The sequence below is a fragment of the Clostridium sp. KNHs216 genome, from assembly GCF_006714885.1.
Classification (GTDB): domain Bacteria; phylum Bacillota; class Clostridia; order Oscillospirales; family Acutalibacteraceae; genus Caproiciproducens.
In genome coordinates, this window is sequence record NZ_VFMF01000001.1 from 3,507,717 (window position 1) to 3,527,933 (window position 20,217).

The 20,217-nt window shown below is 54.9% G+C and carries 19 protein-coding genes; 13 read left to right on the top strand and 6 right to left on the bottom strand.

From position 1 onward, the window contains the following. Positions 1 to 230 precede the first annotated feature (230 nt). From glgB to LY85_RS16815, 6 genes are read left to right on the top strand one after another with little or no spacing between them, the layout of a single operon-like run. A complete protein-coding gene (glgB, locus tag LY85_RS16790) occupies positions 231 to 2,201 on the top strand; it encodes a 1,4-alpha-glucan branching protein GlgB (RefSeq protein WP_243122594.1) in 1,971 nt (656 codons plus the stop codon). A gap of 23 nt (positions 2,202 to 2,224) precedes the next feature. Further along, the gene (locus LY85_RS16795) at positions 2,225 to 3,448 is read left to right on the top strand and encodes a glucose-1-phosphate adenylyltransferase (protein ID WP_038323138.1); all 1,224 of its coding nucleotides are present in this window, start codon (positions 2,225 to 2,227) and stop codon (positions 3,446 to 3,448) included. Continuing rightward, on the top strand, positions 3,448 to 4,563 hold the full coding sequence (gene glgD / locus LY85_RS16800) for a glucose-1-phosphate adenylyltransferase subunit GlgD (protein ID WP_141827585.1): 1,116 nt from the start codon (positions 3,448 to 3,450) through the stop codon (positions 4,561 to 4,563). The genes LY85_RS16795 and glgD overlap by 1 nt, the downstream gene beginning before the upstream one ends. A 39-nt stretch (positions 4,564 to 4,602) precedes the next feature. Beyond that, positions 4,603 to 6,036, top strand: a complete 1,434-nt coding sequence (gene glgA, locus LY85_RS16805; RefSeq protein WP_141827586.1) for a glycogen synthase GlgA — start codon at positions 4,603 to 4,605, stop codon at positions 6,034 to 6,036. Between the two features lie 50 nt (positions 6,037 to 6,086). Next, positions 6,087 to 7,361 carry a glycoside hydrolase family 3 N-terminal domain-containing protein gene (locus LY85_RS16810; RefSeq protein WP_141827587.1) on the top strand — a complete coding sequence of 425 codons (1,275 nt, stop codon included), beginning with the start codon at positions 6,087 to 6,089 and terminating at the stop codon, positions 7,359 to 7,361. Positions 7,362 to 7,389: 28 nt separating this feature from the next. Beyond that, positions 7,390 to 7,797, top strand: a complete 408-nt coding sequence (locus LY85_RS16815) for a hypothetical protein (protein ID WP_141827588.1) — start codon at positions 7,390 to 7,392, stop codon at positions 7,795 to 7,797. Positions 7,798 to 7,863: 66 nt separating this feature from the next. Here the strand turns inward: LY85_RS16815 and LY85_RS16820 are convergent, their stop codons facing one another. Then, the gene (locus tag LY85_RS16820; protein WP_141827589.1) at positions 7,864 to 8,568 is read right to left on the bottom strand and encodes a helix-turn-helix transcriptional regulator; all 705 of its coding nucleotides are present in this window, start codon (positions 8,566 to 8,568) and stop codon (positions 7,864 to 7,866) included. 174 nt (positions 8,569 to 8,742) lie between these two features. Here LY85_RS16820 and LY85_RS16825 point away from each other — a divergent pair, with 174 nt between their 5' ends. The 5 genes from LY85_RS16825 to LY85_RS16845 all read left to right on the top strand — a co-directional run bounded on the left by LY85_RS16825 (position 8,743) and on the right by LY85_RS16845 (position 13,782). Beyond that, positions 8,743 to 9,447 (top strand): histidine phosphatase family protein, encoded by a 705-nt coding sequence (locus LY85_RS16825; RefSeq protein WP_141827590.1) that lies wholly within the window; start codon positions 8,743 to 8,745, stop codon positions 9,445 to 9,447. Positions 9,448 to 9,815: 368 nt separating this feature from the next. Continuing rightward, on the top strand, positions 9,816 to 11,519 hold the full coding sequence (gene leuA / locus LY85_RS16830) for a 2-isopropylmalate synthase (protein ID WP_185741261.1): 1,704 nt from the start codon (positions 9,816 to 9,818) through the stop codon (positions 11,517 to 11,519). Between the two features lie 13 nt (positions 11,520 to 11,532). Then, positions 11,533 to 12,606 carry a 3-isopropylmalate dehydrogenase gene (gene leuB, locus LY85_RS16835; protein WP_141827591.1) on the top strand — a complete coding sequence of 358 codons (1,074 nt, stop codon included), beginning with the start codon at positions 11,533 to 11,535 and terminating at the stop codon, positions 12,604 to 12,606. A 139-nt stretch (positions 12,607 to 12,745) separates the two neighbouring features. Then, complete coding sequence (locus LY85_RS16840; RefSeq protein WP_141827592.1) at positions 12,746 to 13,465, top strand: AzlC family ABC transporter permease; 720 nt, start codon at positions 12,746 to 12,748, stop codon at positions 13,463 to 13,465. Then, positions 13,462 to 13,782, top strand: a complete 321-nt coding sequence (locus tag LY85_RS16845) for an AzlD domain-containing protein (RefSeq protein ID WP_038323153.1) — start codon at positions 13,462 to 13,464, stop codon at positions 13,780 to 13,782. The genes LY85_RS16840 and LY85_RS16845 overlap by 4 nt, the downstream gene beginning before the upstream one ends. A 122-nt stretch (positions 13,783 to 13,904) precedes the next feature. On the opposite strand, the gene LY85_RS16850 is transcribed toward LY85_RS16845, so the two are convergent. Then, positions 13,905 to 14,393 (bottom strand): deaminase, encoded by a 489-nt coding sequence (locus LY85_RS16850; protein ID WP_038323154.1) that lies wholly within the window; start codon positions 14,391 to 14,393, stop codon positions 13,905 to 13,907. 232 nt (positions 14,394 to 14,625) lie between these two features. Here LY85_RS16850 and rsmA point away from each other — a divergent pair, with 232 nt between their 5' ends. Beyond that, on the top strand, positions 14,626 to 15,477 hold the full coding sequence (rsmA, locus tag LY85_RS16855) for a 16S rRNA (adenine(1518)-N(6)/adenine(1519)-N(6))-dimethyltransferase RsmA (protein ID WP_141827593.1): 852 nt from the start codon (positions 14,626 to 14,628) through the stop codon (positions 15,475 to 15,477). A gap of 51 nt (positions 15,478 to 15,528) precedes the next feature. Then, the gene (locus LY85_RS16860) at positions 15,529 to 15,762 is read left to right on the top strand and encodes a hypothetical protein (RefSeq protein ID WP_141827594.1); all 234 of its coding nucleotides are present in this window, start codon (positions 15,529 to 15,531) and stop codon (positions 15,760 to 15,762) included. A 211-nt stretch (positions 15,763 to 15,973) separates the two neighbouring features. Here LY85_RS16860 and LY85_RS16865 read toward each other — a convergent pair whose 3' ends face one another. Genes LY85_RS16865 through murI form a run of 4 tightly spaced genes read right to left on the bottom strand, consistent with a single transcriptional unit; the run spans position 15,974 to position 20,216 of the window. Then, positions 15,974 to 17,203, bottom strand: coding sequence for a homocysteine S-methyltransferase family protein (locus LY85_RS16865; protein ID WP_141827595.1), 1,230 nt, complete (start codon positions 17,201 to 17,203; stop codon positions 15,974 to 15,976). A gap of 34 nt (positions 17,204 to 17,237) precedes the next feature. After that, complete coding sequence (gene argS / locus LY85_RS16870; protein WP_141827596.1) at positions 17,238 to 18,932, bottom strand: arginine--tRNA ligase; 1,695 nt, start codon at positions 18,930 to 18,932, stop codon at positions 17,238 to 17,240. Continuing rightward, positions 18,901 to 19,365: a DUF1934 domain-containing protein gene (locus tag LY85_RS16875; RefSeq protein WP_038323161.1), complete on the bottom strand. Its 465-nt coding sequence runs from the start codon at positions 19,363 to 19,365 to the stop codon at positions 18,901 to 18,903. The genes argS and LY85_RS16875 overlap by 32 nt, the downstream gene beginning before the upstream one ends. 38 nt (positions 19,366 to 19,403) lie before the next feature. Beyond that, complete coding sequence (gene murI / locus LY85_RS16880) at positions 19,404 to 20,216, bottom strand: glutamate racemase (protein ID WP_141827597.1); 813 nt, start codon at positions 20,214 to 20,216, stop codon at positions 19,404 to 19,406. Between the last annotated feature and the right edge of the window lies 1 nt (position 20,217).

Sequence of the window (20,217 nt, forward strand, 5' to 3'; positions counted from 1 at the left end):
ACAATCATTTACCAAAAAACCCTTTCGGAAAATAGAAGCCGGAGGTCCGGCGGCTTATTTCGTCGTTACAGTTGAAAACAGGCTGGTTTTATAACAAAATAGCTAAAATTATCAAATAGATACCATGTTTATTACCAATAATCTACTAAAGTATTGATATTTTGGGAAATTGTGATATGATAAATTCAAGTATAAAAGGAACGATGAAACCCAGAAGGGAGTTGTTTAAAATGCAAAAGGAAACTGCATCAAATAACGGGAATCTGCCGCTTTATTTGTTCCATCAGGGAACCAACATAAAAGCTTATGAATTTCTGGGAGTACATAAAGCAGAAAAAGACGGAAAAGAAGGCATGGTCTGCCGTGTCTGGGCGCCGAATGCCGAAGAGGTTTCCGTAGCCGGGGACTTCAACGATTGGCAGCCTGGGGATTATCCCATGGAAAAGATCAGCGACGGCGTCTGGGAGTGTTTCCTGCCGTTTGTCATGCGGCAGTATCAGTCTTACAAATTCTGTGTGGTCGGCGCCGACGGAAAACAGACCTTCAAAAGCGACCCCTATGCCTATCATTTTGAAACGCGTCCGGGCAACGCCTCCAAATACTATGATATTGAGGGCTATAACTGGAACGATACCGCGTGGATGAAACATAAGGCGGTGAAAAAGCATTACGGCCAGCCGGTGAATATCTATGAGCTTCACATCGGCTCGTGGAGAAGATATCCGGACGGCAACACGTTTTCCTACGATAAGCTTGCCGACGAGCTGGTTCCCTATGTAAAAAGCATGGGCTATACGCATATCGAGCTGATGCCGGTGACGGAGCATCCGTTCGACGGTTCCTGGGGGTACCAGGTCACGGGATATTTCGCCCCGACCTCGCGGTACGGGGAGCCGAAGGAATTTATGAGCTTTGTGGAAAAATGCCACAGGGCGGGGATCGGCGTGATCATGGACTGGGTGCCGGCCCATTTTCCTAAGGACGAGTGCGGGCTTGCCCGGTTCGACGGCACGCCCTGCTACGAGTACGGCGACCCCCGCAAGGGTGAGCACAAGGAGTGGGGGACGCTGGTTTTCGATTACGGGCGCAGCGAGGTAATCAGCTTCCTGATTTCCAGCGCGGTGTTCTGGCTCGAAAAGTATCACATCGACGGAATCCGCGTTGACGCGGTCGCGTCCATGCTGTATCTTGATTACAGCCGTAAGGACGGGGAATGGATTCCGAACAAGAACGGCGGCAAGGAAAATCTGGAGGCGGTCGCTTTTCTTCAGAAGCTGAACGAGTCCGTATTCGGCCTTTTCCCGGACGCGATGATGATCGCGGAGGAATCCACCTCCTGGCCGATGGTATCCAAACCGACGTACTGCGGGGGGCTGGGCTTCAATTACAAATGGAATATGGGCTGGATGAACGACATGCTTCATTATATGTCGCTTGACCCTGTCTACCGCAAATTCAATCACGACAATATTACCTTTTCGTTCTTTTATGCGTTTTCCGAAAATTTTATTCTGCCGATTTCCCATGATGAGGTCGTTTACGGAAAGCGGTCCCTGGTTGAAAAAATGCCCGGCGACGAAGCGCAGAAATTTGCGGGCGTGCGGGCGTTTATGTGTTACATGATGGCGCATCCCGGGAAAAAGCTGATTTTTATGGGGACCGAGTTCGGTCAGCGCAACGAATGGAATTACGAGCAGGGACTCGACTGGCTTCTGCTGAATAAGCCTGAGCATCAGGTGCTGAACGATTTCTTCAAAAGCCTGAACCATTTCTATCTGGAAACCGCGGCCCTGTGGGAGGTCGATTTTTCCTGGGAGGGCTTTTCGTGGATTTCCAACGACGATTATACGCAGAGCGTTATTGCCTTCCGCCGCATCGACAAGTCGGGGAATGAGGTTCTCGCCGTCTGTAATTTCCTGCCCGTAGAGCGCACCTCTTATTCCATCGGGGTGCCGTTTGAGGGAATCTATACGGAAATTTTCTCTTCCGACCGGGCTGAATTCGGCGGGAGCGGAATCACAAACGGCAGCAGCATCCATTCCGGCGCAAAACCGATGCACGGGTTCGAGCAGTCCGTTGAGCTTACGCTTCCCCCGCTTTCGGTTATCTTTCTGAAATGCCGCCGCAAAGCGAAAAAAATCGAACAACCCGCGGCGCTTACGCAAAAAATAAAGACGGCGCGCAAAGCAGCAAAAAAGTAAATATTATTGGGGAGGATCATAAAATGTTGCCAAAACAAGAGGTAGTCGCCATGCTGCTGGCCGGCGGTCAGGGCAGCAGGCTGGGCGTACTGACAAAATACCTTGCAAAACCCGCGGTGCCCTACGGGGGCAAATACCGCATTATTGATTTCCCGCTTTCCAACTGCGTAAACTCCGGAATCGAAACGGTGGGCGTGCTGACGCAGTATCAGCCGCTTGTGCTGAACGAATACATCGGAAGCGGCCAGCCGTGGGATCTGGACAGCATCAACGCCGGGGTGCGCGTGCTTCCGCCTTACCAGCGCGGCAGAAAATCGGACTGGTACAAGGGTACGGCGAACGCGATCTATCAGAATATCCCGTACATAGAGCGTTACAATCCCGAATACGTCGTCGTGCTTTCCGGCGATCATATTTATAAGATGGATTATTCCAAAATGGTCGCCTACCACAAGGAAAAGGAAGCCGACTGCACCATTGCCGTCATTGAGGTCCCGCTGGAAGAGGCGTCCCGGTTCGGCATCCTCAACACGCATGAGGACGCTTCGATCTATCAGTTCGACGAAAAGCCGAAGGTGCCGAAGAGCAATCAGGCCTCCATGGGCATTTATGTGTTTACCTGGAGCAAGCTGCGCAAATATCTGGAAGCGGACGAGGCAAACCCGAAATCCTCCAACGATTTCGGAAAAGACGTTCTGCCCGCCATGCTGAACGCCGGCGAGCGGATGTTCGCGTACCGCTTCGAGGGCTACTGGAAGGACGTCGGGACGATCGACAGCCTGTGGGAATCCAACATGGATTTGCTGAACCCGAAAATTCCTCTCGACCTGAGCGAGGAAAACTGGAAAATCTATTCCCGCAACCCGGTCATGCCCCCGCACTATGTCGCCGGCGGGGCGACGGTGCAGAATTCGCTTGTCGCGGAGGGCTGCAACGTGTACGGCGAAATCGACTTTGCCGTGCTGTTTGCGGGCGTCTACATCGCTCCGGGCGCGGTGGTGAAGGACTCCATCATCATGCCGGGTTCCCGGGTGGAGGAAAACGCCATCGTCCAGTACGCGATCGTATCCGAGAACGCCGTGATCGGCAAGGGCGCCGTTGTGGGCGCGCGGCCGGAGGACATTGAAAACAAGGACGAGTGGGGCGTCGCCGTCGTGGGCGACGGGTGTGTCATCGCCCCCGGCACGACCGTGCCGCCGAAAGCGATGATCGACGCCGAAACGCTGGCAGAGGAGGCGGAAAAATAATGCGCGGGAACAATGTGCTTGGACTGATTTTTTCAAATGTGCATGAGGAACGGGTCCGGGAGCTGACCGAAAAGCGGACCATGGGTTCGGTGCCGTTCGGCGGCAGATACCGCCTGATTGATTTTCCGCTTTCCAATATGGTGAATTCGGGGATCAACAAGGTCGGCGTAATTACCAAAAGCAACTACCAGTCCTTAATGGATCATCTCGGTTCCGGAAAGGCGTGGGACCTGTCCCGAAAAAGGGAAGGGCTGTTTATTCTGCCCCCCTTCAGCGGGGAGTGCAGCATGTCCAACAGCCGGATAGAATCCCTTTCCTCCATCGGTACTTTCCTTTCCAATTCAAGGGAAGAGTTTGTCATCGTCTCCGACAGCGACGTGGTCTGCAATATCGAATTTACCGACGTGATGTCCTCCCATCTCAAGCATAACGCGGATATTACGGTCATTTACCGTTCCGGGAAGCTGCCGGAAAAAATCTGTGACCCCACGGTCTACACCATCGACCCGGACAACCGCGTACGCGACATGCTCATCAACCCGCGCGCAGACGGCGAGTGCAGCTACGGTCTGAGCATGCTGTTGATGAAGCGCGAGACCCTGATGAAGATCGTCGCGGACTGCGTGAGCCGCAACCTGTATAATTTCAAGCGCGACTTTCTCCAGCGCAATATTTCCAATTACAGGATTTTTGCCTATGAATTCAAGGGCTTTACCCAGACGATCTGTTCCATGAATTCCTATTTTGAAGCCAACATGTCCCTGATGCTGCCAAAGGTACGGGCGGAGCTGTTCAACGCCGACAGACCGATTTTCACCAAGGTGCGCGACGATATGCCCGCGCGCTACGGGCTGGGCTCCATTGTCACCAATTCCCTGATCGCCGACGGCTGCGTGATCGACGGTACGGTGGAAAACTGCGTGCTGTTCCGCGGCGTCCGCGTCGGCAAGGGGACAAAGCTCGAAAACTGCGTGGTCATGCAGGACAGCGTCATCGGCCCGAACTGCAGGCTCAACTATGTCGTCATGGATAAAGACGTCGTCATTAAAAACGACCGTTCGCTTCTCGGCTTCCAGTCCTATCCCGTTTTTATCAGCAAGGGCAGCGTGGTCTGATGTGATCGGAACCGACATTTCAGTTAGGGAGGCTTAAAAATGAAAGTATTATACTGCACCAGTGAAGCAAGGCCCTTTGCGGCCACCGGCGGTCTGGCGGAGGTGGCGGGTTCCCTGCCGCAGGCGCTCCGGCTCCGGCTGATCGGCTGCCGCGTGGTCATGCCGCTTTACGAGGATATTCCGCAGGAGCTGCGGGAAAACATGAAATTTATCACAAGCCTTTCCGTGCCGGTCGCCTGGCGCCGCCAGTACTGCGGCGTGTTTGAGGCAAAGGTCGGCGGGGTGATCTACTATCTGATCGACAACCAGTACTATTTCAAGCGCCACGGCCTGTACGGCCATTACGACGACGCGGAGCGGTTTGCGTTCCTGTCGCGCGCGGCTCTTGAAATGCTTCCGTATATTGATTTCAAGCCCGATATTATTCACTGCAACGACTGGCAGTCGGCGCTGGTACCGATTTATTTCAGCATCTTTTATGCAAATAATGATTGGTACAAGGGCATAAAAACGATTCTGACGATCCACAATATTCAGTATCAGGGCAAATACGGCAAGGAGCTGGTGGAGGACGTGCTGGGAATTCCCCAGTCGGATATGCCGGTTCTGGAGTACGACGACTGTATCAATCTGCTCAAGGGCGCAATCGAAAGCGCCAACCGCGTTACCACGGTCAGCCCGACCTATGCGCAGGAAATCCTTGACCCGTGGTTTTCCCACGGTCTGGACAGCATCTTACAGGCGCGCGAATGGAAGCTTTCCGGTATCCTGAACGGGATCGACACGGTCAGCTACGACCCCGCCAACGATTCCGAAATCTATGCCCCCTATTCGGCGGAGGACCTTTCCGGCAAGGCGGAGAACAAGAGGAAGCTGCAGGAAAGGCTCAACCTGAACCAGGAGTCCACTACGCCGCTCATCGGAATGGTGACGAGAATGGTTTCCCACAAAGGGCTGGACCTTGTCAAGGAAGTGCTCGACCGGCTGATGCGGGAAACGAACACGCAGTTTGTGATTCTGGGCTCCGGCGACTGGGAGTACGAGAATTTCTTCCGGGAAATGCAGGAGCGGTACCCCGGCAGGCTCTGTGCCTGTTTCGGCTTTATACCCGAGCTTTCCCGAAAAATTTACGCTGGCTCCGACATTTTCCTGATGCCGAGCAAGAGCGAGCCCTGCGGGCTTGCCCAGATGATCGCCCTGCGCTACGGTTCCGTCCCGGTCGTCCGCGAAACGGGCGGGCTGAAGGATTCCATCAAGGACAGCGGCGACGGGGAAGGCAACGGTTTTACCTTCCAGTCCTATGATTCCGGCGATATGCTGTACGCAATCAACCGCGCGCTGGAGGGCTACTCCAGTCCGGAGGGGTGGAGCATTCTGGTGGACCGCGCCATGAAATGTGATTTCAGCTGGGGACGTTCCGCAAACGAATACATTCGCCTGTACCGGGAACTGATGAAAGAAAATCAATCCTGACCGCTCCGCCAACTGCCGGCATCAGCGGGGCGGATTGATGGGGAACAAAGATGAAACAGACAGGATATCAAAAGAACAGGAAAATTCTTTTTACGGCAGCGGGAGTCGTTCTGGCTCTCGCTGCCGCGTTTTGGATTTACACCCGGGGAAATCCTTCCGGGAGTCCCTTCCTGCCGGGAGCTTCGTCCGGGGAAAAGACCTCCTCTGCGGCCGGTTCTGCGGGGAAACCCTCCGGTCCGTCAAACCCGGCCGCGGGCAGCTCGGCCGCTCCGGCGTCAAGCGGCCCGGCCGTTTCGCCGCTCGACGGGATTTTTGCCGATTACGGCGTACCTGCCCAAAAGAAGCTCATGTCCCTGAGTCTGAGGGAAAAGGTGGGACAGGTGTTTGTTTTCCGCTGCCCCCAGACGGGAGCGGCCAAAGCCGCCGCCGACTATCAGCCGGGCGGGTACTGCCTGATGGCTTCGGATTTCAGCGGCAAAACCACGGCGCAGGTGCAGGCCGCGCTCAAATCCTATCAGGACGCAAGCAAGATCGGAATGATTCTCTGCACGGACGAGGAGGGCGGTACGGTCGTCCGCATCAGCAAATATCCGGCGCTCAGGAAAACCGCGTTCCGGTCCCCGCAGCAGGTATTCCGGCTTTCCGGCCTGAATGGGATTTATGACGACACCGTGCAGAAGGCCCAGCTTCTGAAAAAGCTCGGACTGAATCTGAACCTCGCGCCCGTATGCGATGTTTCCACCAATCCTTCCGATTTTATTTACGGCAGGACGTTTGGCAAAGACGCTTCCAAAACGGCGGACTTTGTCAGGGTATCGGTCAGTGCGTACAACAGCCAGAACCTGTCCTGTACGCTCAAGCATTTCCCCGGTTACGGAAACAACCGGGACACTCACACCGGAATCGCCTACGACAAGCGTGATTACAGCGTGTTCCAGAAGCAGGACTTTGTTCCGTTCCAGGCGGGAATCGACGCGGGCGCGCAGTGTGTAATGGTTTCGCACAGTATCGTGAACTGCATGGACCCGTCCCGTCCGTCCTCCCTTTCGCCGAAGGTACACGAGATTCTGCGCGGCGAGCTGGGCTTTACGGGCGTCATTATGACCGACGACCTCTCCATGGGCGCCATCACTGATTTTACAGCGGGGAAAAGCCCTTCCGTCGCCGCCTTTACAGCGGGAAATGATATTGTGCTGTCCTCCGACATGGCGCGGGATTTCAACGCGCTGTACGCCGCGGTGCAGGACGGGACCGTCAGCGAACAGCGGCTTGACGAAAGTGTGCTTCGCATCCTTGCATGGAAATATAAAATGGGTATAATATAAAGAGAATACTACGGAAGGATCTGATCAATTGAACTTAACGGAAGAAGAAAAAAATATCCTGACGGAGATCAGGGAATCACAAAGATATCCGATTGTGCGTTTGGAGCTGCACAATTCCGAAAATGAGGAATTGATTTCCATTGCGCTCAATTACGTGAGGATTACCGACGCAGAGGATTCCATGGAGACGGTCAAGACGCGTTCCGCCGCGCTGAAAAGCCTGATGGAAAAAGGCCTCGTTTTTATCGACTACACGGTGCGCGTATGGGTTTCAGGCGATTATGACGTTTACTACAAGAGCAAAATCTACGAGCTCCTGTGCCGTACCGTCATGGAAAGCGCAAAGCAGCCCGGCGCGGTCTTTAACCTGCCGTATATGAGAAAGGGCTACGCTACCCTGACGCTGAAAGGAATAAGAGAAGCTCGGAAGAAATAGAAATAAAAAAACCGGCCCGCCAATGCCTGGTGGGCCGGTTGCAATTTAAGTCGGATATGATATAATTTATTTAACGGGCTTTTTCGCGCCCATCAGCGCTTCAGCATTTTGAATCAGATTAAACAGCGAACTGGAAAACAGCGGGTACTCTTCGGAGATTTTTTCCGGTGAAAGCACGGGCAAATTGGTTTTTCCCAAGCCTTCCATCCCGTCGGCGTTTTCCCCGCTCGCCAGACAGGCCGCGTTGGAATACGCGATTTCCATCGCCGCGCCGGAACGCCCGTCGCTCAGCTTCTGCGGAACGGAAAAAAGACCCTGCGGATTTTTCGGGTTGGCGGAATACAGAAGCCGGAAGCTCCTGTAAACGGAAATATTGAGGTACGCCGACACTTCCGAGGTCAGCGACTTGTTCTGGCACTTTTGCAGCGTGCTGAAAATAATATTCATCGAATTCGCAAGCAGCTTTTTGTTCAAAACGGGCAGCAGGCTGCCTTTCAGAATATTCTCCTTGCCGATGGCGTCCGGCTCCGGAATATCGTCCACCTTAATGGTGGCCCCGCTGCGGTGCGGAGTCCTTCCGAGGAGATAATCGCAGGAAACGTCATAAAATTCAGCGGCCTTTACCACAAAGTCCAGCCCGCATTCACGGATTCCCTTTTCGTAATGCGAAAGCAGGGCCTGAGAAACCTCCAGTTCCTCGGCCGCCTTTTTCTGGCTTAATGCGCGTTCTTTACGCAGCAAAGTAATAATTCTTGGGAAACTGCTATTCATTGAACTATCCCCTGTGTCGAAATATGGAAAAATTAACGCCTTGTAAAGTATATAACAAATATAACGCTTTGTAAAGCCGCTAGATATCGTGTCTTTTCGCTCTGCGCCTACATGTATCTAGAAATTTTGCGTTTGTCAAGGCTTGAGTCAGAAAAATTTTTAAGGAGCCGAAAAATGAAATCTTACACTATCCATTTAATCCGTCACGGAATTACGACGGGCAATCTTCTGGGTCAGTATGTGGGGCGCACCGATTTGCCCCTTGCTCCGGAGGGGATCGCGCAGCTTGAGGACCTGAAACGGCACAGCTCCTATCCGTCCGCCCAGGTGTTTTACTGCAGCCCCCTTCAGCGCTGCCTGCAGACCCTGCAGCTTCTCTATCCCGGCGCACAGCCGACGGTGGTCGACGGCCTGCGCGAATGCGACTTTGGCGACTGGGAGGGGAAAACCGCAAAGGAAATTGCGGCGGAGGATGAAAGCTTTACCGACTGGGTGGGCAGCGGAGAAATCGTTACCCCTCCGAACGGGGAATCCGGCGGCGTGTTCATGCAGCGGGTCTGCTCCGCGTTTGAGTCGATCGTACAGGAAATGATGCGCTCCGGAACAAGCAGCGCCGCGTTGGTTGCCCACGGGGGCAGCATCATGTGCATCCTTTCGGCCTACGGCTTGCCGCGCGCCAGTTTTTACGACTGGATGACCAGCAACGGCTGCGGGTATTCTCTGCGGATTACGCCGGGCCTGTGGATGCGTTCCATGGTGGCCGAGGTATACGAAACGATTCCCCCGCGGAAAAATTCCGAGCAGAACAGCGAACGGCTGGTCATCGACCTTGCGCGTGAGGCTGCCGACCGCGCGTTTGGAAAAAAGGAGCAGGAATAAAATTTAATCCTTGACAAAGGTACCCGCATAAAATATAATAGTAAATAATTTAATATGCAAAAGCGATGAAGGGAAAAAGACATTGGCAGAAGCATTGCAGAGAACCGGCGGTTGGTGCAAGCCGGCGCGGAAGCCCATGTGTATAGCTCATCCCGGAGCCGCCGTCTTCGATGTGAAAGCGGAGAAACGGACGCAGTGGCAGCGTTAAAGGCCGGAGCCTTGTTAGAGGTTTGCCGAGGGTTTCCGCTTTGCGGAGCCGAATTTGGGTGGTACCGCGGATTTGTTTATTCGCCCCGAACACAGAATTCTGTGTTCGGGGCTTTTTTTTATTTCACCGATCAACTGATCAATTGATAAAGGAGTGTTGGATGATGTTTGAAGGCTGCAAAAAGTATATTCCGTTTCAGCCGATCAGCCTGCCGGACCGTCAATGGCCCGACAAAGTCATTACGAAAGCGCCGGTCTGGTGCAGCGTGGATATGCGGGACGGCAATCAGGCCCTGATTGACCCGATGAATCTTGAGGAAAAGCTGCTGTATTTCCAGACCCTTGTGGATGTCGGGTTCAAGGAGATTGAAATCGGTTTTCCGGCCGCCTCTGAGACGGAGTACGAAATCCTCCGCGCGCTGATCGAACAAAAGCGGATTCCGGACGACGTGACCATCCAGGTGCTGGTTCAGGCAAGGCCGCATTTGATTTATAAGACCTTTGAAGCGATCAAAGGCGCGAAGAACGTCATCGTGCATTTTTATAATTCCACCTCCACTTTGCAGCGCAAGGTGGTTTTCCGCACCGACATGCAGGGCGTTATCGATATTGCCGTGGAGGGCGCAAAGCTGATTAAAGAGCTCACCGACGAGGAAATCGGAAAGAGCGGCGCAAATATCCGCTATGAATATTCCCCGGAAAGCTTCTCGGGGACCGAAATCGACAATTCCGTGCTGATCTGCGAAAAGGTGATGGAGGCGCTCGGCTCCACGCCGGAGAACAAGCTGATTCTGAACCTGCCCAATACGGTCGAGATGAGCACCCCGAACTGTTATGCCGACCAGATCGAGTATTTCTGCCGCCATCTGAAAAACCGCGAAAGCGCCATTATCAGCCTGCACCCCCACAACGACCGCGGCACCGCGACGGCGGCGACTGAGCTGGGCCTGATGGCGGGAGCGGAAAGGGTGGAGGGGACCCTTTTCGGCAACGGAGAACGTACCGGGAACGCGGATGTAATGGTGGTCGCCATGAACATGTACTCCCAGGGAGTGGACCCCAGACTCGATTTCTCCAACATGCGCGCCGTTCAGGAGATCTTTGAGAAATGCACCAAGATGAAGATTCACGAACGCCATCCCTATGTGGGCGATCTGGTGTTCACGGCGTTTTCCGGCTCCCATCAGGACGCGATCAAAAAGGGCGTCGAGTATATGGCGAAAAACGGCGGCGGCTACTGGGAAGTGCCGTATCTGCCGATCGATCCCGCCGACGTCGGCCGCGAGTACGAGCCGATCATCCGCATCAACAGTCAGTCCGGCAAGGGCGGCGCCGCGTTTGTGATGCAGCAGAGCTTCGGCTATGAGCTGCCCAAAGCGATGCATCCCGAATTCGGTACGATGGTCAAGGCCGTCTGTGACGAAGCGGGCCGCGAGCTTCAGCCCGATGAGATTTTCGGCATTTTCCGCAGGGAATTCCTCGAAGTCAACGCCCCGTACAATCTCAAGCAGTATAAGCTTTACGAGGAAAACGATATCAGCGGGGACACACAGGTCCATTTCGACGGAGTGATTCGCTTCCGGCACGAGGACCATGCCATCAGCGCCAGCGGGAACGGGCCTGTCAGCGCATTCTTTCACGCGCTCAAATCCGTCGGCATCACCGACTACCAGTTTGTTTCCTACCGTGAGCACGCCGTTTCCAGCGGCGCGGACAGCAAGGCGGTTTCCTATATCCAGCTGACCGCGCCGGACGGCAGCCCGGCGTTCGGCGTTGGGATCGACAATAATATCAGTCTTGCTTCCATCAAAGGCATCATCTGCGCGATCAACCGTACGAAGAATGCCGCCGTGAAAGAATCTTAAAGGGGGAACCACAATGAAAAGCTATCAAATTGTCCTGCTGAAAGGCGACGGAATCGGTCCCGAGATCGTAACCCAGGCTGTGAAGGTATTGGACCGCGCCGCCGGCCGGTTCGGATTTACCGTTTCCTATGACGAAGCGCTTTTGGGCGGCTGTGCGATTGACGCGGCCGGGGTGCCGCTTCCGCCGGAAACAATTGAAAAATGCAAAGCCGCCGATTCCACGCTGCTCGGCGCGGTCGGCGGCCCCAAATGGGACACGGTGCCCGGCAACCTAAGGCCGGAGGCGGGGCTGCTGGGCATCCGCGGCGCGCTTGGGCTTTTCGCCAATCTGCGCCCCGCCAGAATTTTTGAGCAGCTGCGCGAGGCTTCTCCCCTGAAAGCGGAGATCGTCGGCGACGATCTGGATATCATGGTGGTGCGGGAGCTGACCGGGGGCATTTATTTCGGCGAGCGGGGCCGCAGGACGGTCAACGGCTTCGAGGCCGCGTACGACACCGAAATGTACTCCGTGCCGGAAATTGAGCGCATTGCGCGCGTGGCCTTCCGCATGGCGCAAAAGCGCGGCGGCAGGCTTTGCAGTGTAGACAAGGCCAACGTGCTGGAATCCTCCAGATTGTGGCGCGCAACGGTTGAAAGAATCGGAAAAGAAGAGTATCCTGATATAGAACTGTCCAATCTGTATGTGGACAACTGCGCCATGCAGCTGGTGCGCAACCCGAAGCAGTTCGACGTGATCGTCACCTCCAACATCTTCGGCGATATTCTTTCCGACGAAGCGTCCATGATCAGCGGCTCCATCGGGATGCTGGCCTCCGCCAGCCTGAGCGAAGGCAAATCCGGCCTGTACGAGCCCATCCACGGCTCCGCGCCCGATATTGCCGGAACGGGAAAGGCCAACCCGTTGGCGACCATTCTTTCCGCCGCAATGATGCTTCGCTATTCGTTGGACGAACCGCAGGCGGCACAGGCAATCGAAGACGCCGTATCCGAAGTCCTGAAAACAGCCCGTACGCCGGACATCTATACGGAAGGGATGCAGCAGGTCACCTGTGAGGAAATGGGCGATCTGGTCTGCGGATTGCTGTAAATCCTGTCATGATTTGTATTACTGTTTATCGATTATACAAATAGTATTATTTTAATAGTAAAAAATAAAAGATTCTCCCCAACGACGGGGAGAATTCCTTTGGTTTTTCTCAAAATTGCTATAGTATGGGAGCATGGAAATGCACGGAACAGAGGCTTTGACATTTAAAAAGGGACTGAAGGACGGGCTGCCGATCTGCCTGGGGTATATCAGCGTTTCTTTCACGTTTGGAATGATGGCGACGCAGGGCGGGCTGCCGCTTTGGGCGGTGATGCTGATTACCATGAGCAACATGACCAGCGCGGGGCAGTTTGCCGGGACCGAGCTGATTTTGTCGGGCGGGCATTACATAGAGCTTGTCGTAACCACTTTTGTCATCAACATCCGCTATATGCTGATGTCCCTTTCCCTTTCCCAAAAAGTGGACGGTGCCATGACCTCTCTCCAGCGGCTGGTTCTTTCCTTCGGCGTGACCGATGAAATTTTCGCCGTCGCCATGAAGCAGGACGGAAGCATTGGCGCGCGGTATCTTCTGGGGCTGATTCTGACTCCTTACACCGGCTGGACGCTGGGGACCCTGCTCGGCGGAACCGCTACCTGCCTGCTGCCGGTCAGTGTCCGCACCGCGCTGGGCATTGCGATCTACGGGATGTTCATCGCCATTATCGTTCCTCCCGCAAAGCATGCGCGCCCCGTTGCGCTGGCCATCGTCATTGCGGTGGTTTTAAGCTGTCTTTTCCGGTGGACGCCCTTCCTGAACCGGATTTCCGGCGGATGGGTCATCATCATCTGCGCGGTGGTCGCGTCGGCCTACGCCGCGCTGCGTTACCCTGTGGACGACCCGGAGGTGCAGGAATGAATTACCCGAGAATTTTGATCTGTACCTTTCTGATGGCGCTGGTCACCTATATCATCCGTATGCTTCCGCTGGCGATTTTCAGGAAGAAGATTCACAACCGATTTATCCGGTCGTTTCTGGCTTATGTGCCTTACGCCGTGCTTGCGGCCATGACCTTTCCCGAAATTCTGTACTCCACGGGGAATCCGTATTCCGCGGTGTTCGGCCTTGCCGCGGCCCTTCTCCTCGCGTATCGGGACAAAGGCCTTCTTACCGTTGCGCTTGGCTCTACCGCCGTCGTTTTTGTCGTGGAACAGGTCATGGGTTTTTTTTCATAAAAATGCCGCTGCTGCCAAAGAAATGTGCAATAGACATTTACACAATACAACAGCTTTTATAGTCAGAAAATGCGCCTTGATTGAGCTTTTCAAGCCCGTTTCAAGGCGCATTTTTTATGTAATCAGTATCCGAATTTCCCGCTCATGGATTCGTCGTTCTCCACCCATTCCTGTACATAAACGGAGGAGAAAGTATTTTTTGTGTTCCGCGCAACCACGCGCGTGATGCCGGCATTGATAATCATTCTTTTGCACATGGAACAGGAAGAAGCGTTTTCCACATATCCGCCCGCCTTGGCGTCCCTTCCCACCAGATACAGCGTGCTGCCGATCATATCGCGGCGGGAGGCGCTGATAATGGCGTTGGCCTCCGCATGGACGGAGCGGCAGAGCTCGTAGCGTTCCCCGCGCGGAACCCCCAGCGTTTCGCGCACACAGACGCCGGTATCGATACAGTTGCGGCGGCCGCGGGGCGCCCCCGTGTATCCGGACGATACGATCTCGTCATGCTGAACGATGATCGCGCCAAAATTCCGGCGCAGACAGGTACCGCGCTCCGACACGGTTTCAGCAATATCAAGGTAATAATTCTCTTTGTCCGTACGGTTCATTTTCATGCCTCCCAATCCTTTTATGATAGCAATTCCATTTCCGTTTGCGAGCCAAAATAGGTTCCTCTCCTGCCGAAGGAGGGGTGGAACGCAGCCCTGTTGCAGAATCAACTGGAGATGCTGTAGTAATCCTATCATATTGTATTTTCGACAGATAATCAATGGAAATGTGGCAATTTGTATGATATAATCAGGAAATAAAAGAGTAAGCAAAAAGATATGGGGACAGAAAATGGATTTATCGGATATCAGAGTCATTAAGAATATACTGGCGCGTCACGGCTTCCACTTTTCCAAATCGCTGGGGCAGAATTTTCTGATCAACCCGGACGTCTGCCCGCGCATGGCGGAGGAGTGCGGCGCGCAAAAGGGAGTCGGCGTACTGGAAATCGGGCCGGGCGTGGGGGTGCTGACCGCGGAGCTCGCCAAGCGGGCGGACAAGGTAGTTTCCGTAGAGCTGGACAAAAAGCTGCTGCCGGTTCTGGACGACACGCTTTCCGGGTACCGCAATGTCAAAATCGTGAATGAAGATATTTTAAAGGCCGATCTCAGAAAGCTGATCGGAACCGAGTTTTCCGGCGCAGAAGTGGCCGTTTGCGCCAATCTGCCTTATTATATCACTTCGCCGGTCATTATGCGGCTTCTGGAAGAACGGCTGCCGATCCGCTCCGTGACGGTCATGGTGCAGAAGGAAGCGGCGGAACGCCTCTGCGCCCTGCCGGGCACCCGCGCCTGCGGTGCGGTGAGCGCGGCGGTGCGTTATTTTGCCGAACCGGAGGTCCTTTTTGAAGTGAACCGGGACAACTTTTTCCCGCCGCCAAACGTCGATTCGGCGGTCATCCATCTGAAAATCCGCAAAAAGCCGCCGGTGAAAATCAACAGGGAAAAGGACTTTTTTGCCCTTGTCAAAGCGGCTTTCGGCCAGCGGCGCAAAACGGTGCTCAACGCCGTCGCCGCTGGGCTCTCGCTGGACAGGGCAGTGGTAGCGGCGGCGCTGGAAAGGGCGGGAATCGCCCCGACCGCGCGCGCGGAGCAGCTTTCCATGGAGCAGCTCGCAGCGCTGTCCAACGAAGTATTTCTGTAATGGAAGTGGTTTCAAAAATCGCGGGATCATCATCACAAGGGAGGGCTTTTTATGAGCGACGGAAAACTTGCAGTTCTGTTTTTTGAAGCCGGCATCGTACTGACGCTGATTTCCATGGTGCTCGGTCCGTTTGAGATTACCGGATGGGCGCTCGCCACCGCTTCCGTGGCCTGTTTTGTCGCGCTGGCGGGGATGTATCTTGCTTTCTGCAGCTGGAACGAGCCCGACGAGGAAGACGAAAAGCCGCCGGAGGAGTCCCACGACACAGAGGCGCATGAAAAATAAGATGCAAAGAGAAAAAGCCGGAAGCATTCGCTTCCGGCTTTCTAGGCCATGTTTGTAGATTAAAAATCGACGGATTTTCGTGATAAAACTGTGCCTGACAAGGAAAAAAGCGCAGGAATACTGCCCGTATGCCGAGCATTTTTGACGCGGTCAGCCGCAATTTTAGCCGAATAAGACAAGACTCTTAATTTACAAACATGGCCTAATATCGTTAATAAACAATCGCGCCGTATTTCGCCGCGAGCGGTTCGATCAGGTCGGTTTCGATCGGACAGGCGGAATCGACGATCAACCGGCCCTGAAAATACCGGAGCGCCGCGTCGAGCACCGGCAGGCTGTCACAGTACACGGCAATGGGCAGGCGCGTCATCGTGCTGTTTTCGCTCAGCAGTAGCGCGTCGTCCACACTGTTGACCTCCACTAACGCCGCGGTAACCTGCTCGTCGTCCAGATCGATCAGGTCTTCGCCGAGCGAGCTGGTACAGGCAATCGGTTCGCTGAATACGATGTCGTCCCCCAGGAAAAACGCTTCCCGTTCATTTGCGGCGGCATAGCAGTCCGGTTCTTCCGGAATTTCCGGCGGGCCGAATTCCTTTGCCACCTGCGCCAATGCTTTCAGATGCTCCGCGGTGGAGCCGCAGCAGCCCCCGACGATCCTCGCTCCCGCTTCCATCAGCCCGCGCATCCGGGCGGCGAATTCATCGGGGGAAAGGATTCCGCTGTGCTCCGGAGAATTCCACATGGGCACCCCGGCGCTCGGTTTGGCGATGATCGGAACGCTGATATGCGGGGCAACCTGTTCCACGTGCTCCAGCATGTGCTCCGGTCCAAAGGAGCAGTTCAGGCCGATCGCGTCCGCCCCCATGGCCTGCAGGGTGATCACCGCGGGCAGAAGGCTTCCTCCCGTGAGGGTGTGTCCGCTTTCATCCACGGTGACGGTCACAAAAACCGGCAGATTGGTCGTCCTTGCGGCAAGCACCGCCGCGCGCATGTCGGCGAGCGAGGTCTGCGTTTCGATCGCGATAAAGTCGACCCCCGCGTCGTCCAGCGCGCGGATCTGTTCGCGGTAAATGTCATAGATGTCGTCAAAATCCGATTCGCCGAACGGCGGTACGAACAGGCCGGTGGGGCAGACGTTCCCACCCACCAGTACCCCGGCGGGTTTCGCAACGCTTTGGGAAAGCGCCACCAGCTTCTGATTGATGTCCGCGACCTCCGCTTCCAGACCGTAGCTGCTCAGGCAGGCCCGGTTTGCGCCAAAGGTCGGCGCATAGACTGCCTGAGCGCCCGCTTTGATAAAGTCGCTTTGCAGCTTTGTGAGCTTTTCGGGATTTTCCAGAATCCATTTTTCCACACAAACGCCGCCCGGCATTCCGGCGGCGGCCAGATTTGTGGCCGTAGCGCCATCCAGCAGCAGGGGAAGATGAAATGGGAAACTCATTTGTTCTTCATTGCTCCTAACATGTTCAGCCTGCTTACATGCTTTCCGGCGCGGAAATCTTAAACATGGAAAGCACGTTGCAGATCACAGTGGAAACCGCGCCGCACAGGTACATCCTGGCGGCGGTCAGACCTTCGTTTTCGCCTTTAACACGGCATGCGTTATAGAATTTATGGAAGAGCGTAGCCAGCGTAATGACGTAGCGGGTAATTCTGGCGGGATCGTAGTCCTGCGCCGCCGCCACAATTTCCCCGGTGAAGGAAGAAAGATGCCGGATCAGCTCAATTTCCTCGGGCTCGGTCAAAAGCGCGAGTTCCTCATCGGTGCAGCCGCGCGGGAGGATTCCCTCGGCGGCGAGCGCCTTGAAAATACTGCAGATTCTCGCCCGGGCATACTGTACGTAATAAACCGGGTTCTGCGCGTCCTGCTGAACGGCGAGATCAAGGTCGAAGTCCATCTGGGAATTGGCTTCCCTCATGTTGAAATAGAACCTTGCGGCGTCCACCGGCACCTCGTCAAGCAGGTCGGCCAGCTGAATCGCTTTGCCGGTACGCTTGCTCATACGCACGACTTCTCCGCCCTTCACGAGCCTTACCAGCTGAATCAGCACGACGTTCAGCTTGCCGCCGTCCAGCCCGACCGCGTCCATGGCACCCTTCATTCTCGCCACGTGGCCGTGGTGGTCGGCGCCCCAAACGTCGATGCAGCGGTCAAAGCCGCGCTTTGCAAATTTGTTTCTGTGATAGGCGATATCCGCCGCGAAATAGGTTGGATTTCCGTTCTGGCGGACCAGGACTTCGTCTTTTTCCGCGCCGAAATCGGTCGCGCGGTACCAAAGGGCGCCGTCCTTATCGTAGGTCATACCTTTTTCCCTCAGAATCTGGATCGTTTCCTCCAGCTCGCCGTCATTGTGCAGGCGGCTTTCCAGAAACCACTCGTCGTAAACGATGCCGTATTTTTTCAGGTCTGCCTGCATCTTGGCGATATTTTTCGGAAGCGCAAAATCCACCAAAGCCCTTTTCAGCTCCTCGGGGTCTGCGCCAACATAGCTGTCGCCGTGCTCTTTCGCAAACTCGGCGGCCCTTTCGCGGATGTCGTCTCCGTGGTATCCGTCCTCAGGAAATTCGACGGCGTCCTCGCCCTGAAAAAGCTGCAGGTAGCGCACGGCAAGGGAGGTGCCGAATTTTTCAATCTGGTTTCCCGCGTCGTTTACGTAGAATTCGCGCCATACGTCGTAGCCGGCGGCGTCGAGGACTGCCGCAAGGCAGTCGCCCAGCGCGCCGCCGCGTGCGTTGCCCATGTGCATGGGGCCGGTCGGATTCGCGGAAACGAACTCAACCATAATTTTTTCCTTTTTGCCAAAATCGCTGCGGCCGTAAGAAGCGCCGCTCTGCGTAATATCCTTCAGAACCTCCGAATAAAAGCGCTGATTCAGAAAAAAGTTGATAAATCCGGGACCCGCGATTTCAAAACGGTCAAAAAATGTGCCGTCCAGCGCGATATACTCCGTGATCAGCTGCGCGATTTTCCTCGGGGCGAGACGGAACGCCTTGGCGGACACCATGGCCGCGTTGGTCGCCCAGTCTCCGTGACTGCGGTCGGCGGGCACCTCAATGGAAAAAGGGGGCATTTCCCCCTGGGGCAGACCCCCGGCGGCCTGTGCCTTTTCCACCGCGCGGAGAATTGCGTTTTTCAGTTCACTGGTCGCCTGCAACACTATTTTTGACATCTTTGTTATTTGCCTCCTTGACCGTAATGAAGAGTTCGTTCAAACTCGATAAATTGGAATTGATATCCAGCGTATAGTTGATTTCCAGATTTCCGCCCATTTCTCCCAAACTGGATTTTACCCTGCTGGTGAAAACACCCACCATCATATTTCCGAAGCCCGTGTCGTACTGGCAGAGATGCCGCTTCCCGCTTTCCAGAATCAGGCGGGTACTGTCGGCCCCGCCGCGCATCAGGGTTACTTTAGAACTGCCGTCCACCTTCAGGACGGAGGTCTGCGCCGCGTTGTTGTTGTCCGCATCGTATTCCTTATACACGATATATTGGCTGTTGCCTTTTTTTACATACGAACCGAGGGTGGTCAGTTCGACTTCGCCGGTTTCGTTGTCTATTTTCTGCCGGCCTTTAATGGAAATCAGGTAATTTTCCAGCATTTGTTTACTCCTTGCAATTTATTCGGTTCATTTCAAAATTAATAGAGATCAATATCCACATGGCTGACCTCGCGTTTGATATCTTTCCCGAGAAAGATACCCGCAATCTGAGAAAAGCCTTCCATCCGGTCGCTGACGTAGAACGAGCAGTCGCCGTCCGCGCTTCTGTCGCAGAGAAGCCCCTGTTTTCTCAGCAGGGCGGAACAGTAAGCGGCGGTTTCCCTTCCGCTGTCTATCAGGGTCACGCCGTCGCCCATTACTTCGGAAATGATGTGCCTGATAATCGGATAATGCGTGCAGCCCATAATCAGGGTGTCGATCCCGGCTTCCCTCAGCGGGGTCAGGTAGCGCTGCGCGACCAGGCGCGTAACCTGCTCGTCTTCGGCGATCCACCCGTTTTCCACCAGCGGGACGAACAGCGGGCAGTCGCGGTCGAAAACCTCGATTTCGGGATCGATGGCCGCAAGCTCGCGGCGGTAAGAACCGCTGCGGATGGTCGCCGTGGTGGCGATGACGCCGACTTTCCCGTTTCTGGTGGCTTTCCCTGCCGCGGCCGCGGCCGGTTTCAGCACGCCGGTGTAGGGAAGGGTCAGCTTTTCGCCGATTCCGGGCGCAACCGAACTGACGGTACCGCACGCGGCGATAATCATTTTCACATTTTTGGATTCCAGAAACGCCATATCCTGTCCGGCGTATTTCATAATCGTTTCGCGGCTTCGCGATCCGTAGGGAACGCGGCCGGTGTCGCCGAAATAGATGATATTTTCGTGCGGCATGATGTGTAATAGCTCTTTTACGGCGGTCAGTCCGCCCAGCCCGGAGTCAAAGACGCCGATCGGTCTGTTGTCCATT